This is a genomic window from Microterricola viridarii (assembly GCF_001542775.1).
In the GTDB taxonomy this organism is placed as follows: domain Bacteria; phylum Actinomycetota; class Actinomycetes; order Actinomycetales; family Microbacteriaceae; genus Microterricola; species Microterricola viridarii_A.
The window spans coordinates 3,176,877-3,192,667 of record NZ_CP014145.1 but is presented as its reverse complement, the minus strand read 5'-3'; the positions used below and the strand labels follow the sequence as shown (position 1 = coordinate 3,192,667).

Sequence of the window (15,791 nt, the reverse complement as noted above, 5' to 3'; positions counted from 1 at the left end):
GCATGGCGAGGGTCTCAGACAGCGCGGCGGTCTCACACGTCGGACGCATCCGGTCGAACAACCAGGACTCCGGCCTCGCCGGGACCGGGCTGTTCGTCGTCGCCGACGGAATGGGAGGCCACGCCGGGGGTGACGTGGCATCCGCCATCGCCATCACCCGCATCGCCGAGGCCGACGTCCACTACAGCTCGGCGCAGGACGCGGAGTTCGCACTGCAGGCCTCGCTCGTCGCGGCCAACGCGCTGCTGGCAGAGACGGTGTTCGAGCACGCCGAGCTGACCGGCATGGGCACGACGGTCAGCGCCCTGGCCGTGCTCGGCGACGAGGTGGCGATCGCGCACATCGGCGACTCCCGCATCTACCTCTACCGCGACGGCGATGTCTCGCAGATCACCGTCGACCACACCTTCGTGCAGCGCCTCGTCGACAGCGGCCGCATCACCGAGGAAGAGGCGGCCGTGCACCCGCGGCGCAGCGTGCTGATGCGCGTGCTCGGCGACGTCGACTCCTCTCCGGAGGTCGACACCTCGATCCTGGCCACCCGCAGCGGCGACCGCTGGCTGCTCTGTTCCGACGGGTTGAGCGGCGTGGTCTCGCCCGAGCAGATCCGAGCCGAGTTCGCCCAGGGCGGCCGCGCGCACGACCTCGCCCAGCGACTGGTCAAGGACGCCTTGGATGCCGGCGCGCCCGACAACGTCACCGTCGTGGTCGTCGACATCGGCGAGACCGAGCCGCTCCGCACCGACCCGCTCATCGTCGGGTCGGCCGCCTCCCCGCTCAGCTTCGCGACGCCGGAGCCGACCCGCGTGCGCTCGATGCGCCTGCCGCCGTTCCGGCTGCACCCCGTGCGAGAGAGTCACTTCGAGCCCGACTCGCAGGACTACCTCGACGAGCTGATCGAGGAGGACCGCCGCCGTGTGCGCCGCCGCCGCGCCGTCTGGCTCGGCTCGATCATCACGCTGGCCGCGGCCATCGTGGTTGCCGGGGTGCTCGCCTACCAGTGGACCCAGACCCGCTACTTCGTTGGAAGTTCCAGTGGCACCGTCGCGATCTACCGCGGCGTGCAGCAGAGCCTCGGCCCGATCGAGCTGAACGAGCTCTATCTGAAGACCGACATCGCCCTGGCCGACCTGAAGCCCTACGACCAGAAGATCGTCGAGGCCACCATCAGCGCCGACTCCCTCGAAGAGGCTCAAGAGATCGTCGCCCGTCTGGATGCCAGTCGTGTCCCGGGCTAGCGCGCAGCCGGCGACGGCGCCGGTGCGCCGCATCCGGATCCCGCAGAAGTTCCGCAACCTCGAGCTGGCGCTGCTGATCTTCGCTTGCGCGATCAACGCCATCGCGATCGTCCTGGTGCAGTTGGGCGCGCTCGGCCACATCGACACCACGCTCATCGTGCTCGGCGCCGGCCTCTCGCTGCTCGTCTTCGGCATGCACGTGGCGATGCGTTTCGTCGCCCGCGACGCCGACCCGTTCATCCTGCCGATCGCCACCGTGCTGAACGGCCTCGGCATCGCCATGATCTACCGCATCGACATCGCCTTCGGCGACACCGGCTGGGCGAGCGCCGCCGTGCGCCAGATCGTGTGGAGCTCGCTGGCGATCATCGCGGCGATCGCCGTGATCCTGGTGATCCGCAACCACCGGGTGCTGTTCCGCTACACCTACGTCGCTGGCTTCGTCGCGGTCTTCCTGCTGCTGCTGCCCCTCGTTCCGGGCCTCGGCCGCGAGGTGAACGGCGCCCGCGTCTGGATCGGCGTCGGCGACTTCGCCACGTTCCAGCCCGGTGAGATCGCCAAGATCGCCCTCGCCGTGTTCTTCGCCGGCTACCTGGTGCGCAACCGCGACAGCCTGTCAATGGTCGGCACCAAGTTCCTCGGCATGCGGATGCCGCGCGCACGCGACCTCGGCCCGCTTCTCGTGGTCTGGGCTCTCTCGATGTCGGTCATCGTGTTCCAGCGCGACCTCGGAACCGCCCTGCTCTACTTCGGCCTGTTCATGGTGATGCTCTACGTCGCCACCGGCCGGCTGAGCTGGGTGTTGCTCGGCTTCAGCCTGTTCCTCGGCGGCGCCCTCGTGGCCAGCCAGACGCTCGACTACGTCAACGGCCGGTTCACCCACTGGCTCGACGCCTTCAACCCAGCGGTCTACGACGCGTTCGGCGGCAGCTATCAGCTGGTGCAGGGCATCTTCGGCCTCGCCAACGGCGGGCTCCTCGGCACCGGCCTCGGCCAGGGCCGCCCGGATCTCACCCCCGTACCGCAGAGTGACTTCATCATCGCGAGCCTTGGCGAGGAACTCGGCCTAGCCGGGCTGTTCGCGATCCTCGCGCTCTACCTGCTCTTCATCGCCCGCGGCTTCCGCATCGGTTTCGCCGGCCAGGACGACTTCGGCAAGCTGCTCGGCGTCGGCCTCGCCTTCGTCGTGGCCCTGCAGTGCTTCATCGTGATCGGCGGCGTCACCCGGGTGATCCCGCTCACCGGCCTGACCACCCCGTTCCTGGCCGCCGGTGGCTCCTCGCTGGTGGCGAACTGGATCGTCGCCGCCCTTCTGCTGCGCCTCTCTGACACGGTGCGCAATCAGCCCCGTCTGGTGGTGAACGAATGAACCGCGAACTCAAGCGCGTGAGCATCGTCGTGTTCCTGATGTTCATGGCCCTGTTCAGCTCGGCCACGATCATCCAGGTGTTCCAGGCCGACAACCTCAGTAGCGACGCGCGCAACCAGCGCACGCTCTACGACAGCTACAAGGTGGAGCGCGGCCCCATCCTCGTCGGCGGAGCCCCGGTCGCCGAGTCCCTGCCCTCCAACGACAACTACCGCTTCCAGCGGGTGTACAGCAACGGTCCGGTCTACGCCCCGATCACGGGTTTCTTCCCGGTCAACGGCGAGCCAACGGGCCTGGAGGGCGCCCTCAACAGCTACCTGAGCGGAACGGCCAACTCGCAGTTCCTCGACTCACTGGAGCGACTGTTCACCGGCCAGGAGCGCAAGGGCGCCTCGGTGAGCGCGACCATCGATCCGGTTGCACAGCAGGCGGCCTGGGATGCCCTCGGCGACTACACCGGCTCCGTCGTCGTCACGGAGCCCAAGACCGGCCGCGTGCTGGCCATGGTCTCCAAGCCGAGTTTCGACCCCAACGTGCTGGCCGTGCACGACAGCGAGCTCGTCGACCAGAGCTATGAGGCGCTTCTCGCAGACCCGGGCGACCCACTCATCAACCGCGCCATCGGCGGAGACATGAACCCGCCCGGCTCCGTCTTCAAGCTCGTCGTCGTCGCGGCTGCCCTCGAGTCCGGCAAGTACACGCCGGATAGCGAGTTCCCGAACCCGCTGACCCTGCAGCTGCCCGGCACCGACACCGTCATCCGCAACAGCGGCGGCGATGACTGTGGCGGCGCCCCGACGGTCACCATTGCGACCGCGCTCCGGCTGAGCTGCAACGTGCCCATGGCCGAGCTCGGCATCGAACTCGGCGACACCGCCATCCGCGAGCAGGCAGAGAAGTTCGGCTTCAACCACGAGTTCGATATCCCGCTCGCGGTCGAGGCCAGCACCTACCCGCGCGGGCTGGATGACGCCGAGACGGCGATGACCGCATACGGCCAGTTCGACGTCCGCGCGACCCCCCTGCAGATGGCCATGGTGTCCGCCGCAATCGCCAACGGCGGCATCGTGATGAACCCGAACATGGTCGACGCGATCACCGCCCCCAACCTCAGTCCGCTGCAGACGTTCAAGCCGAGCGAGTTTCAGCGTGCCATCAGCCCGGAAACCGCTGCGACAATGAGCCAAATGATGGTCAACGGAGTCGAAAACGGTGCCGCGAGTAATGCAAGAATAGATGGGGTTAGTGTCGCCGGTAAGACGGGCACGGCAGAGAACGGCGGAGACCTTCCGTACACACTCTGGTTTACCGGTTTCGCTCCCGCGAATGATCCACAATATGCAATAACCGTCCTCATCGAGGACGGCGGGGGACTGGGCCAAACGGGGTACGGCAATCTTCTTGCCGCACCGGTCGCACAACAGGTACTAGAGGCGGTGCTGAATAAATGAGACCTACGACAGGGCTCACCTTCGGGGGACGTTACGAGCTCCTTTCGCGGATTGCGATCGGCGGCATGGGCGAGGTATGGAAAGCCACTGACCTCGTCATCGGCCGCCAGGTCGCCATCAAGATCCTCAAGGACGAATATCTCGGGGATCCGGGCTTCCTCGAGCGTTTCCGCGCCGAAGCCCGCCACGCCGCCCTGGTCAACCACGAGGGCATCGCCAACGTCTTCGACTACGGCGAGGAGGAAGGCAGCGCCTTCCTCGTGATGGAGCTCGTGCCCGGTGAGGCGCTCTCCACCATCCTCGAGCGCGACCACGTCCTCCCCACCGACAAGGTGCTCGACATCGTCGCGCAGACCGCGTCGGCACTGCACGCCGCACACGCCGCCGGTCTCGTGCACCGCGACATCAAGCCGGGCAACCTGCTCATCACGCCGGACGGCCGCGTCAAGATCACCGACTTCGGCATTGCCCGGATCGCTGACCAGGTGCCGCTGACCGCCACCGGCCAGGTCATGGGAACGGTGCAGTACCTCTCGCCCGAGCAGGCGTCCGGACACCCAGCCTCCCCCACGACCGACATCTACTCCCTCGGCATCGTTGCCTACGAGGCGCTTGCTGGCCGCCGCCCCTTCACGGGCGAGTCCCAGGTCGCCATTGCCATGGCTCAGATCAACGAGGCACCGCCGGAGCTGCCGCTCACCATCTCCGAGCCGGTGCGCAACCTGGTTTTCGCCTGCATCGCCAAGAACCCGGCCGACCGGCCCGCCTCCGCCGCGCACCTGGCGCGGGCGGCGACGGCGCTGCGCCGCGGCGACGTGCAGGCTGCTGCTGCCTCCGTGCCCGCCATCGCGGGCATCACGGCGGCCGGCGACGACCTCACCGCTCTCTTCCCCACCCAGACGGGCGCACCGACGGCAGCCACCACCGTGCTGCCGGCATCCGGTGCCATCGCCGGGTCGATGACCCGCTCAGACGCCGTTGTCGCCGAGAAAAAGAAGAAGAAGCGCAGCCCGTGGACCTGGCCGCTGATCGCGCTGATCGCGTTGCTCGCGCTCGTGCTGATCGGGGCCATCGTCGCCCTGGCCACCCAGAACAACAAGCCGGCGCCGGCTCCGAGCACGCCCGCCACCTCCCAGACACCCATCACTACGCCGAAGCCGACCGTGACGACGCCGCCGCCTGCGACGACCGCGTCGATCGTCGAGTCCGATTTCATCGGCCTCACCGCCGACGAGGCCCGCGCAAAGCTGGGCGACCTGGGCATGACGGCCGACGTGAAGACCGGCAACGCCGCGACGACCTCTGACGACGTGAACCACGTGTACGCGGTCAACCCCACGGGCAAGAACGTCGCCCTGGGCACGACCATCACCGTCACGGTCTGGGGCGATGTCGTCATGCCGAGCGCACCGAGCGCAGGGCCTTCCCTGGTCAGCGGCTCCGAGCCGTTTGAGCCGGGCGCCGACGTCACCGTCAGCTGGCCGTCACAGAGCTGCCCGAGTGGCCAGGAGCTGAGCGGCTACGGCGTCGCCGTCAGCGGCGAGGGCGCAGCGGTCAAGGTGCAGGACCAGAGCCCCGGGGGCTCGCGCACCGCCGTGATCACGGCCGGAAGCGCGCCGTTCTCGGTCACCTTCACCTATTTCTGCGGCCCGTTCGAGTCGCCCAGCTCGCCGGCGTTGAACGTTGACGTGAAGCAGGCCCAGCCAACCCCGGCACCGGAGGGGTCGGGTCAGACCCCCGCGCCGAGCAAGAAGCCCGAGTAGCGCCGGCACCACACCCGTTCGAGGGTAATATCACGTAAGTGCGCCGAGCTATGAGGGAGATTCGCTGTGTCTGAGGAAGGTCGCCTGATCGCTGGGCGCTACCGTGTGGGCGAGCTCATCGGGCGCGGTGGGATGTCAGACGTTCACCGCGGCACCGACTCGCGGCTCGGCCGGACGGTGGCCATCAAGCTGCTGAAGCCGTCCCTGGCCAGTGACCCGGCGTTCCGTACCCGGTTCCGGCAGGAGGCGCAGGCAGCGGCGCGCATGGCGCACCCGACGATCGTGCGCGTCTTTGACGCCGGCGAGGAGACGGTCGTCGACGCCAGCGGGCACGAGACGCAACTGCCGTTCATCGTGATGGAGTACGTCGACGGCACACTGTTGAAGGACCTGATCAAACAGGGCCCACTCGCCTCCAGTGAAGCCGTGCGCATTCTCGAAGGCGTGCTGACCGCGCTCGAGTACTCACACCGCGCCGGTGTCGTGCACCGCGACATCAAGCCCGGCAACATCATGATCACGCGCAACGGCCAGGTCAAGGTGATGGACTTCGGCATCGCCAGGGCCATCTCCGACTCTTCGACGACCGTCGCGCAGACCACGGCGATCCTGGGCACCGCCTCCTACTTTTCGCCGGAGCAGGCCAAGGGCGAGATCGTCGACGCCCGCACCGACCTCTACTCGACCGGCGTCGTGCTGTTCGAGATGCTCACCGCCCGGCCGCCGTTCCGCGGCGACACCCCGGTAGCCGTCGCCTACCAGCACGTTTCCGAGGTCGCCCCCAAGCCGAGCAGCTTCAACCCCCAGGTCTCCCCCGCCCTCGATGCGGTCGTGGCGCGGGCCATGACAAAGGACAGGGAGCGGCGCTACCAGAGCGCGGCCGAGTTCCGCTCCGAGCTGGAGCTCGCCGGAGCCGGCCATGTTCCGATCCATCACGAGCCCGATGGCGCTGCGACCGCCCTGTTCAGCCATGACCCGCACGCGGTCTCCGGCTCGGAGCTGGCGCTCAAGCAGCTCTCCGAAGACACCGGCATGGTGCGCACTCAGCGGCGCCCACCGGCACTCTGGATCTGGGCCGGCGTGGTGAGCATCATCGTCATCGTCATCACGGTCATGCTGTGGGCCATGAACCTGAGCCCGAACACCGAGCTCCCGCCGACCTCCCGCGAGGTGCCGGTGCTGACCGGGCAGACCTTCGCTGAGGCACAAACAGCCTTGGGCGGGCTCGAGCTGCAGGCGACAGAGCTGCGCGAGGCGAGCGCCACCGTTCCGGCTGACCAGGTGATCCGCACCGACCCGGTCGCCGGCACCATCGTCAACCCGGACACGATGATCAAGGTCTACGTGTCCTCGGGCAAGACGGCCATCGCGGTGCCGGATGTCAGCAATATCAGCCTCGCCGATGCCGAGGCGAAGCTGGCGGCCGCCGGTTTCCAGCTCGGGCTCACCACGAAGCAGAACTCGCCGACCATCCCCGCCGACATCGTGCTCTCGACCGCTCCGGCCGCCGGCGCGGAGGCACACGAGGGCGACACGGTCGATGTGACGATCTCCAGCGGGCTCGTTCTGCTGCCCGATCTCACCGGTCAGACCCTCAGCGCCGCAACGTCCATCCTGCAGGGCCCTGACCTCCAGCTCACCGCCACGGCCGTGCCCGATGTGAACTGCCCGGCGCAGCCGAACGATCCGATCGTGCGGCAGTCATTGGCGGCCGGGGACGTTCCGCAGAAGTCTCAGGTCGAGATCACCTACTGCTCGGGCAAGTAGCCGGCACGGAGGTCTTCCGGGCGTTCCGGGCTCAGCCCAGGCGCACCAGCGGGTTCAGGCCGAGCGCACGCTCGGCGGCGCCAGAGAGCCCCGCCTGCTCCAGCCAGTTTCCGAGCATCAGGTAGCCGCCCTCTGTCAGAACGGACTCGGGGTGGAACTGCACGCCGTAGAGGGGCGCTGAGGCGTGCCTGAGGCCCATGATGACGCCGCCCTGGGTGCGTGAGGTGATCACGAGCTCGGCCGGCACCGTCTCCTCGACGACGGCGAGGGAGTGGTAACGGGTCGCCGTGAACGGCTGCGGCACGCGGGCGTAGAAGTCGCTGTCGTCGTGCGTGACCAGCGAGGTCTTGCCGTGCATGAGTTCCTCGGCGTTGGTCACCGTGGCCCCGAATGCCTCCGCAATGGCCTGGTGGCCGAGGCAGACACCGAGCAGCGGCTGGTCGGCGGCGTACGCGGCGCGCACGGTCGCGATCGACACTCCGGCGTCGGCGGGCTTGCCCGGGCCGGGAGAGACCAGCACGGCGTCGTACTCGGCCGCGCGCGCGGCGGCATCCTCCACCGGGTAGTCGTCGTTGCGCACAACGGTCGTCTCTGCGCCAAGCTCCTGCAGATAGCCGTTCAGTGTGTAGACAAAGCTGTCGTAGTTGTCGATGACGAGTACACGTGTCATGTGCCGACCGTTGCTTCCTGGTTGTTGATGAGCGTTTCCACCCAGGGGAAGCCCCAGGTGGCAAGAGAGTAGAGAGCTGCGGCCACGAGCACCAGCACGAGCAGGATGCGCAGCCACACCGGGCCGGGAAGGACCCGCCACAAAGCACCGTACATGGTTCAGCCTTCCTGCGCCTGAGCGGCGACTTGTGCGGCGATCTCCTTGGGCGGCCCGGCGCTCAATGGCTGCCAGGACTCGAACACCCCGTAAGAGATGATGCGCTCGTCGGTGGAGAGCAGGGGGTTGCAGGTGGTGAGCGTGATGATGCGCTCACCCGGCGCGGTGCCTGCTGCGCGCGGCACCGGGGCGAGCACGTCACCGGCGCTCGGCTGCACGTACTCGTGGTTGCGGAAACGGTAGGTGTAGTAGCCGTCGGCCGTCTGCACGTAGATGGCGTCGCCGAGCTGGAGCTCGTTGACCAAGTGCATGCCGCCGCCCCACGCGCTGCGGTGCGCCGCCAGTGCCATGTTGCCGACCTCGCCCGGCATCTGCGTGTTCTCGTAGCGACCGACGCCCAGGTACATGCTGTTCAGCACGTCCGTGGTGGTGCCCTGCGCGATGTTGCGAGCGTACTCCGGCCCGAACCGGGGCACGTAGAGCACCCCGAGGATCTCGCCGTGCTCCGGCGGCGCCGCCACGGGCGGTTCGCCATAGTCGACGGGCTCGGCCGGGTCGGTGGCCACCGGCGCCGGGGCGGTGGGGGCGTCGGCCTGCGCGATCCATTCCTGGCTCTGGGACGCCGCAGAGCTCTTCTGCTGGTTCGCCATGATGGCGTCGTTCCACCAGAGCTGCCAGGCGAGGAACAACAGCACGAGCACGCCGGCGGTGAGGAGCAGCTCACCCAGGACCCCGATGACGCTCACACGGGGGCGGTCACGAGCGCGGCTGCGGCGCTGACGCCGAGTCTTCGGCGTCGCGGCGGCCTCACTCATGCAGCAATCTTATGGGAGCGTGGGGGTCGACCCCGGCTCTGACCAGTTTCTTTGCGCTGTTCAGGATAGAATCGCACGCATGGCACGCACGAAATCATCGAAGCCCGCACCAGTGGTCGAGAACCGCTCTGGTGAAGACGCCCCGAACGCGGTCTGGTTCAAGCCCGTGATGTTCGGCTTCATGCTGCTCGGTCTGGTGTGGATCATCGTGTTCTACGTCAGCCAGGGCGCGTTCCCCGTCGCGGCGCTCGGCTCGTGGAATATCCTCGTCGGCTTCGGCATCGCCTTCATCGGCTTCCTCATGACCACCCGCTGGCGCTAACGTCCCACAGTTTCAGAAAAGGCCGCCACCCTCTCAGGTGGCGGCCTTTCTCATGCCCGCCGCGTCCCGCCGCTCGGCTGGGCCGGGGTGTAACCCCATAAGAAAGTTATCCACAGGCGTTTCCTCGTGTGGAAAGTTACATCCGTGTAATTATCCCCAGTGTTAATAACCCTGTGGATAGATTCTGGGGATAACTCTGTGGAGAGACGGCAGATGCCGCGAGCATCAGACCAGGGGGAAGAAGACGTAGCGCATGCTGAGCAGCAGCAGCACGACCGTGAGCGCGCTGAGGAGCACGATCTGCAGGCCTTTCTGCTCGCGCTTGCGGGTCTCCATGAAGATCAAACCGACGAGCGCGCCGCCGACGAGTCCGCCGAGGTGCGCCTGCCAAGCGATGTTCAGGCCGGGGATGAAGCCGATGACGAGGTTGATGCCGAGCAACACGAGCAGCTGGCGGGCGTCGCCGCCCATCCGGCGTTGGATCACCAGGAAGGCGCCCATGAGGCCGAAGATGGCGCCGGAGGCGCCGACCACCTGGGTCGTCGGCGAGCTCAGCAGCACGACGCCGACCGAGCCGGCCAGCGCGCTGATCAGATAGAGCGCGAGGAAGCGGACGCGGCCGAGCATCCGCTCGAGCAGCTGCCCGAAGATCCACAGCGTGTACATGTTGAGCGCCACGTGCAGGATGAAGCTGGTCGAGTGCACGAGCACGACGGTGAAAAGCCGCCACGGCTCGAAGATGTGCGTCGACACGGTGATCGGCGTGAAGAACAGCGCGTTCGTGACGCCGAGCCCGGGAATCCACTGCAGCACGAAGACCAGCAGGGTGAGCCCGATGATGCTGTAGGTCACCACGGGGGCGCCCTGGCCCGTCATCCGGGTCAGGATGGCCGGCTTGGTGCGTGCCGCGGATGCCCGCTGCTCACGCATGCATTCAGGGCAGGTAACGCCAACTGCCCCGACTGTTTGGCAGTCGGGGCAGATGGTACGGCCACAACGCTGACAGAGCACGAAGCTCTGCCGCGAGGGGTGCCGGTAGCAATAGTTTGCCGCTGAGTCCGGCACTGAGGTCATTGCAGCAGCCTTGGCTATTGAGGTTTAGAGCTGCTCGATGGTGATGCTCTCGATGACGACGTCGTCGAGCGGGCGGTCGCGTCCGTCCGTGGGGACCGAGCCGAGCTTGTCGACGATCGCACGGGAGTCGGCGTCCTCAACGGCACCGAAGATCGAGTGCTTGCCCTGCAGCCAGGTGGTGGGTGCGGTGGTGATGAAGAACTGCGAGCCGTTGGTGCCGCGGCCGCCCTGAGTGCCCGCGTTGGCCATGGCCAGCATGTAGGGCTCGGTGAAGTCGAGGTCGGGGCTGATCTCGTCGTCGAACTGGTAGCCGGGGCCGCCGATGCCCTGACCCAGCGGGTCGCCGCCCTGGATCATGAATCCGGGGATGATGCGGTGGAACACGACGCCGTTGTACAGCGGGGTGTTGCTCTTCACGCCCGTGGCCGGGTGGGTCCATTCCTGCTCACCGGTGGCGAGCCCAACAAAGTTGCGGACGGTCTTCGGGGCGTGGTTGCCGAACAGGTTCACCTTGATCGGGCCGTAGTTGGTGTTGAGCGTTGCGACAGCGGTGTGCTTGGACATAGCAACATTCTCTCACAGGCATTTGTGCGGACCTGCGATGTTCGCGCGCAACGAAATGAAGACCACTATCTGCAAACTCGCGCCCCGTTCCCAGCCCGATCGGTGGCAAGATGGTAGCTGTTCGCCAGAGACACGATGGAGGGTCCGATGAGCTTGTCACGAAAGCGTCGCAAAGAACTCGATCACCTGCGCAGCAGCGCCGAGGAATTGTGGGAGCACCAGCAGGCGGTGCTGAACCACGCCAACGACGTCGCCCGTGAGGCCAGCCGCCAGCTCGGGCACCTCACCCGCGAGGAAGTAGCCCCCGCGTGCGCGGTGGCTTCGATCAGTACGTCCGCCCCAGCGTCGAGCAGGCGCGCGAGCTCGCGCGCGGAACGGGAGCGACCATCGAGCGCACCGTCGTTCCCGCTCTCGGCACCGCGATCGGCACCGTGATGAGCGTCGGCGACGTCGCCAGGGACGCCCGTGTCCGTGCCGCATTCAACCGCATCGCTCCAGAGAAGGCCGTCGTTCCCGTGAAGAAGAGTTCAGGTATCGGCAGCACCATCGCCCTCGCAGCGGCTGCGGTCGTCGCGGTCGGCGTCGCCTACGCGGTCTGGCAGACCTTCCGGGCCGATGACGAGCTCTGGGTCGCCGACGATGAGGCGCCGCTCGACGACACCCGCCCCTAGGGCCCCTCAACACGAAGACAGGCCGCCATCCCTCCGGGGTGGCGGCCTGTCGCGTTCCCAAGCCGGCGCTCGGTCGGGATCGTGCGTCAGCGCTCGATCAGGATGCCGTTGGGCGGGCGAGTCTCGTTGAGCGCCAGTCCGATCCGCACGAGTTCGACCGTCTTCAGCGACTTCAGCTCCTCGAGGGGAACCCAGCGGGCCTCGTCGCTGGATCCGCCGCGTTCGTGGGCGAGCTCGCCCGAGATGATGTGCGCCCGGTAGACCACGCGGATGGTGTTCAGCGGCCGGCCGGCAGCACCGGGTTGGCGGGAGTGTGCGGCGATGATGTGGTTGTCGATGCCGAGCAGCACCTCGAGGCCGGCGTGGTAGCCGGTCTCCTCGAAGATCTCACGAATGGCGGTCTGTGACGGGTTCTCGGCGCCCTCGAGCCCGCCACCCGGCAAGGTCCAGCCGTTGCGGCCGTGCTCGTTCCAGTGCGAGAGCAGGATGCGTCCATCGCGGATGATCACCCCGTAGGCCGCAATCCTGAAGTCCATGCCGCCACACTAGCGCCGGAAACGAAAGAAGGCCGACTTTCGTCGGCCTTCAATCTTTATTCTGTGGAGCCTGGGAGAATCGAACTCCCGACATCCTGCTTGCAAAGCAGGCGCTCTACCAACTGAGCTAAGGCCCTCGAGAGGTTCTGAGAACACTTCTCGATCTGAATTGCCGGCTCGATTTCTCGATCCGGCCGATTCGTGGGGATACCAGGACTTGAACCTGGGACCTCTTCGTTATCAGCGAAGCGCTCTAACCGCCTGAGCTATATCCCCGGAATGGGCAGGTATGACATTACCTGACCACCACCGAAATGACGAAATCGGGATCGTATCCCGCGCGCGTCTAGTTGTTGGTGAAGCCGACGAGAATGCCGCCGGTGACCTTCACGCTGAGGTTGTACAGCACGGCCATAATCGCGCCGAGCGCCGTGACGATGACGATGTCGAGCAGTGCGACGACCGTGGTGAAGCCCATCACCTGGGGCAACGAGATGAAGCTGGTGAGGCTCTGCGCGCCGCCGGTGACGTCCTTGAAGAGCTTGTCGGCTTCGGCGAAGATCTCGGTCTGGTCCAGCACCGTGTAGATCAGGAACGTGCCCACGATCGTGACGATGGCCATGCAGATCGAAATCAGGAACGACAGCTTGACGGCCGACCAGAAATCGACGTAGACCAGCTTGAGTCGCACCTGCTTCGTCGCCGGGCGACGGTTCGACTTCTTGGCAAGTTTGTCAGCGACACTACTCATTGACGGTTTCTTCCTTCCCGGGTTCGCCCTCTGCATCCGCCGACTCGTCGTCGGCCTGCTCCAGATTGCGTTCGGTGTTCTTCGCGATTGCGATAATTCGGTCATCATCGGCAAATTTGGCGAAAACAACCCCCATGGTGTCGCGTCCCTTGGCTGGGACTTCAGCGACGTCAGAGCGTACCACCTTGCCACTGGCAAGAACCACAAGGACCTCGTCCTGCTCTTCGACGATGATGGCGCCGGCCAGGTCGCCCCGGTCCTCGCTCAGCTTGGCCACCTTGATGCCCAAACCGTTGCGGTTCTGCAGGCGGTACTGGTCGACCGAGGTGCGCTTGGCGTAGCCGCCCTCCGTCACGACGAAGACGTAGCCCTCGTCGGTGACGACCGAGGCGTCGAGCAGTTCGTCGTCGCCGCGGAAGTGCATTCCGCCAACGCCGGACGTGCTGCGGCCCATGGGTCGCAGTGCCTCGTCGCTGGCGCGGAACCGGATCGACATGCCCTTGCGCGAGACGAGCAGCACGTCATCGTCTTCGTTCAGCAGCATGGCCGAGACGAGGGCGTCGCCCTCGCGCAGCTTGATGGCGATGATGCCGCGCGAGCGGTTGGTGTCGTACTCCGAGAGAGCGGTCTTCTTGATCAGGCCGTCGCGGGTGGCCAGCACCAGGTAGGTGGCGACCTCGTAGTCGCGGATGTCGAGGATCTGCGTGATCTCTTCGTCCGGCTGCATCTCGAGCAGGTTCGCGACGTGCTGGCCCTTGGCGTCGCGGCCGGCCTCCTGGATCTCGTACGCCTTGGCGCGGTAGACGCGGCCGGCGTTCGTGAAGAACAGCAGCCAGTGGTGCGTCGTCGTGACGAAGAAGTGCTCGACCACGTCATCCGCGCGCAGCTGGGCGCCCTTGACGCCCTTGCCGCCGCGGTGCTGGCTGCGGTAGTTGTCGCTGCGGGTGCGCTTGACGTAACCGCCGCGGGTGACGGTGACGACCATCTCCTCCTCGGGGATCAGGTCTTCGACGCTCATGTCGCCGTCGTAGCCGTACATGATCTCGGTGCGGCGGTCGTCGCCGAACTTCGCCGTGATCTCGGCGAGCTCCTCGATGATGATCTCGCGCTGGCGAACCTCTGAGGCCAGAATCGCGTGGAACTCGGCGATGGCCAGCTCCAGCTCGTTCAGTCGGTCGATGATCTTCTGGCGCTCAAGGGCGGCCAGACGGCGCAGCTGCATGGCGAGGATGGCGTCGGCCTGCAGCTGGTCGGCTCCGAGCAGCTCCATCAGGCCGGTGCGCGCCTTCTCGACATCCGGGGACCGGCGAATGAGGGCGATGACCTCGTCGAGGGCGTCGAGGGCCATGACGTAGCCGCGCTGGATGTGCGCCTCGGCTTCGGCCTTCTTCAGGCGGTACTGGGTGCGCCGCACGATGACCTCGACCTGGTGCATGACCCAGGCGTGGATGAATCCGTCGACCGACAACGTGCGCGGAACGCCGTCGACGATCGCGAGCATGTTGGCGCCGAAGTTCTCCTGCAGCTGCGTGTGCTTGTACAGGTTGTTCAGCACAACCTTGGCGACGGCGTCGCGCTTCAGCACGATGACGAGGCGCTGGCCGGTGCGGCCGGAGGTCTCGTCACGGATGTCGGCGATGCCGGTGATCTTGCCGTCCTTGACCAGGTCGGCGATCTTGATCGCGAGGTTGTCCGGGTTGACCTGGTAGGGCAGCTCGGTGACGACGAGGCAGGTGCGGTTCTGGATCTCCTCGACCGAGACGACGGCGCGCATGGTGATCGAGCCGCGTCCGGTGCGCTGGGAGTCGTGGATGCCCTTGGTGCCGAGGATCTGGGCACCGGTCGGGAAGTCCGGGCCCTTGATGCGCTGCATCAGCGCTTCCTGCAGTTCCTCGCGGGTCGCGTCGGGGTTCTCCAGGTACCAGGTGGCGCCGGCGGCGACCTCGCGCAGGTTGTGCGGGGGGATGTTCGTGGCCATACCGACCGCGATGCCGACGGATCCGTTGACCAGGAGGTTCGGGAAGCGGGCCGGCAGGACCGAGGGCTCCTGGGTGCGGCCGTCGTAATTGTCTTGGAAGTCGACGGTGTCTTCGTCGATGTCGCGCACCATCTCGAGCGCGAGCGGGGCCATCTTGGTCTCGGTGTAACGCGGGGCGGCTGCGCCGTCGTTGCCGGGCGAGCCGAAGTTGCCCTGGCCGAGAGCGAGCGGGTAGCGCAGGCTCCACGGCTGGACCAGACGCACCAGCGCGTCGTAGATCGAGCTGTCGCCGTGCGGGTGGAACTGGCCCATGACGTCGCCGACGACGCGCGAGCACTTGGAGAATGCCTTGTCGGGGCGGTAGCCGCCGTCGAACATTGCGTAGATAACGCGGCGGTGCACCGGCTTCAGTCCGTCGCGCACATCGGGCAGAGCACGCCCGACGATAACGCTCATGGCGTAGTCGAGGTAGGAGCGCTGCATCTCGAGCTGCAGGTCGACCTGATCGATCTTGCCGTGCGCCGCGAAGTGCGCAGCGCTCTGCGCCTCCTCGGCGCTCGTCTGCTCGGCACCGGTGGTGTTGTCTTCGTCTGCCATTTGCCTTCTCTAGTCTCTGCTCGTGCTTGTGCGCTGTGATCTAGCTGCTCCGCTGGCCGGCCCGGTCGA

The 15,791-nt window shown here is 66.7% G+C and carries 15 protein-coding genes and 2 tRNA genes; 7 read left to right on the top strand and 10 right to left on the bottom strand.

What is annotated here, in order from left to right; translation table 11 throughout:
• Positions 1-2: 2 nt before the first annotated feature.
• The 5 genes from AWU67_RS14625 (at position 3) to pknB (ending at position 7,588) form a co-directional block, all read left to right on the top strand.
• Complete coding sequence (locus AWU67_RS14625) at positions 3-1,238, top strand: PP2C family protein-serine/threonine phosphatase (RefSeq protein ID WP_067230668.1); 1,236 nt, start codon at positions 3-5, stop codon at positions 1,236-1,238.
• Positions 1,216-2,607 carry an FtsW/RodA/SpoVE family cell cycle protein gene (locus AWU67_RS14620; RefSeq protein ID WP_067230664.1) on the top strand — a complete coding sequence of 464 codons (1,392 nt, stop codon included), beginning with the start codon at positions 1,216-1,218 and terminating at the stop codon, positions 2,605-2,607. Before AWU67_RS14625 ends, AWU67_RS14620 begins: the two co-directional genes overlap by 23 nt.
• Positions 2,604-4,058 (top strand): peptidoglycan D,D-transpeptidase FtsI family protein, encoded by a 1,455-nt coding sequence (locus AWU67_RS14615; RefSeq protein ID WP_067230660.1) that lies wholly within the window; start codon positions 2,604-2,606, stop codon positions 4,056-4,058. Before AWU67_RS14620 ends, AWU67_RS14615 begins: the two co-directional genes overlap by 4 nt.
• Positions 4,055-5,821, top strand: coding sequence for a serine/threonine protein kinase (locus AWU67_RS14610; RefSeq protein WP_067230657.1), 1,767 nt, complete (start codon positions 4,055-4,057; stop codon positions 5,819-5,821). The genes AWU67_RS14615 and AWU67_RS14610 overlap by 4 nt, the downstream gene beginning before the upstream one ends.
• Before the next feature lie 66 nt (positions 5,822-5,887).
• Positions 5,888-7,588, top strand: a complete 1,701-nt coding sequence (pknB, locus tag AWU67_RS14605; RefSeq protein WP_129586737.1) for a Stk1 family PASTA domain-containing Ser/Thr kinase — start codon at positions 5,888-5,890, stop codon at positions 7,586-7,588.
• A 31-nt stretch (positions 7,589-7,619) separates the two neighbouring features.
• Here the strand turns inward: pknB and AWU67_RS14600 are convergent, their stop codons facing one another.
• The 3 genes from AWU67_RS14600 to AWU67_RS14595 are packed head-to-tail and all read right to left on the bottom strand — an operon-like array spanning position 7,620 to position 9,229.
• Positions 7,620-8,258 (bottom strand): anthranilate synthase component II, encoded by a 639-nt coding sequence (locus AWU67_RS14600; RefSeq protein ID WP_067230650.1) that lies wholly within the window; start codon positions 8,256-8,258, stop codon positions 7,620-7,622.
• A complete protein-coding gene (locus AWU67_RS17565) occupies positions 8,255-8,413 on the bottom strand; it encodes a hypothetical protein (protein WP_199922300.1) in 159 nt (52 codons plus the stop codon). Before AWU67_RS17565 ends, AWU67_RS14600 begins: the two co-directional genes overlap by 4 nt.
• A 3-nt stretch (positions 8,414-8,416) precedes the next feature.
• Entirely contained in the window at positions 8,417-9,229 is an 813-nt protein-coding gene (locus tag AWU67_RS14595) for a class E sortase (RefSeq protein WP_082717031.1), read from the bottom strand.
• 79 nt (positions 9,230-9,308) lie between these two features.
• Here AWU67_RS14595 and AWU67_RS14590 point away from each other — a divergent pair, with 79 nt between their 5' ends.
• Positions 9,309-9,551 (top strand): cell division protein CrgA, encoded by a 243-nt coding sequence (locus tag AWU67_RS14590; RefSeq protein ID WP_067230642.1) that lies wholly within the window; start codon positions 9,309-9,311, stop codon positions 9,549-9,551.
• Positions 9,552-9,776: 225 nt separating this feature from the next.
• Here the strand turns inward: AWU67_RS14590 and AWU67_RS14585 are convergent, their stop codons facing one another.
• Both AWU67_RS14585 and AWU67_RS14580 read right to left on the bottom strand, forming a co-directional pair.
• Positions 9,777-10,481 carry a rhomboid family intramembrane serine protease gene (locus tag AWU67_RS14585; RefSeq protein ID WP_335339016.1) on the bottom strand — a complete coding sequence of 235 codons (705 nt, stop codon included), beginning with the start codon at positions 10,479-10,481 and terminating at the stop codon, positions 9,777-9,779.
• A gap of 168 nt (positions 10,482-10,649) precedes the next feature.
• Entirely contained in the window at positions 10,650-11,189 is a 540-nt protein-coding gene (locus AWU67_RS14580) for a peptidylprolyl isomerase (protein ID WP_067230636.1), read from the bottom strand.
• Between the two features lie 308 nt (positions 11,190-11,497).
• Between AWU67_RS14580 and AWU67_RS14575 the strand changes: the two genes are divergently transcribed.
• Positions 11,498-11,860: a hypothetical protein gene (locus AWU67_RS14575; RefSeq protein WP_234407274.1), complete on the top strand. Its 363-nt coding sequence runs from the start codon at positions 11,498-11,500 to the stop codon at positions 11,858-11,860.
• An 86-nt stretch (positions 11,861-11,946) separates the two neighbouring features.
• On the opposite strand, the gene AWU67_RS14570 is transcribed toward AWU67_RS14575, so the two are convergent.
• The 5 genes from AWU67_RS14570 to gyrA all read right to left on the bottom strand — a co-directional run bounded on the left by AWU67_RS14570 (position 11,947) and on the right by gyrA (position 15,722).
• On the bottom strand, positions 11,947-12,396 hold the full coding sequence (locus AWU67_RS14570; RefSeq protein ID WP_067230633.1) for an NUDIX hydrolase: 450 nt from the start codon (positions 12,394-12,396) through the stop codon (positions 11,947-11,949).
• 64 nt (positions 12,397-12,460) lie between these two features.
• Positions 12,461-12,532, bottom strand: a tRNA-Ala gene (locus AWU67_RS14565).
• A 66-nt stretch (positions 12,533-12,598) separates the two neighbouring features.
• A tRNA-Ile gene (locus AWU67_RS14560) sits at positions 12,599-12,672 on the bottom strand.
• A gap of 70 nt (positions 12,673-12,742) precedes the next feature.
• Complete coding sequence (locus AWU67_RS14555; protein WP_067230630.1) at positions 12,743-13,147, bottom strand: DUF3566 domain-containing protein; 405 nt, start codon at positions 13,145-13,147, stop codon at positions 12,743-12,745.
• Entirely contained in the window at positions 13,140-15,722 is a 2,583-nt protein-coding gene (gyrA, locus tag AWU67_RS14550) for a DNA gyrase subunit A (protein WP_067230626.1), read from the bottom strand. Before gyrA ends, AWU67_RS14555 begins: the two co-directional genes overlap by 8 nt.
• Between the last annotated feature and the right edge of the window lie 69 nt (positions 15,723-15,791).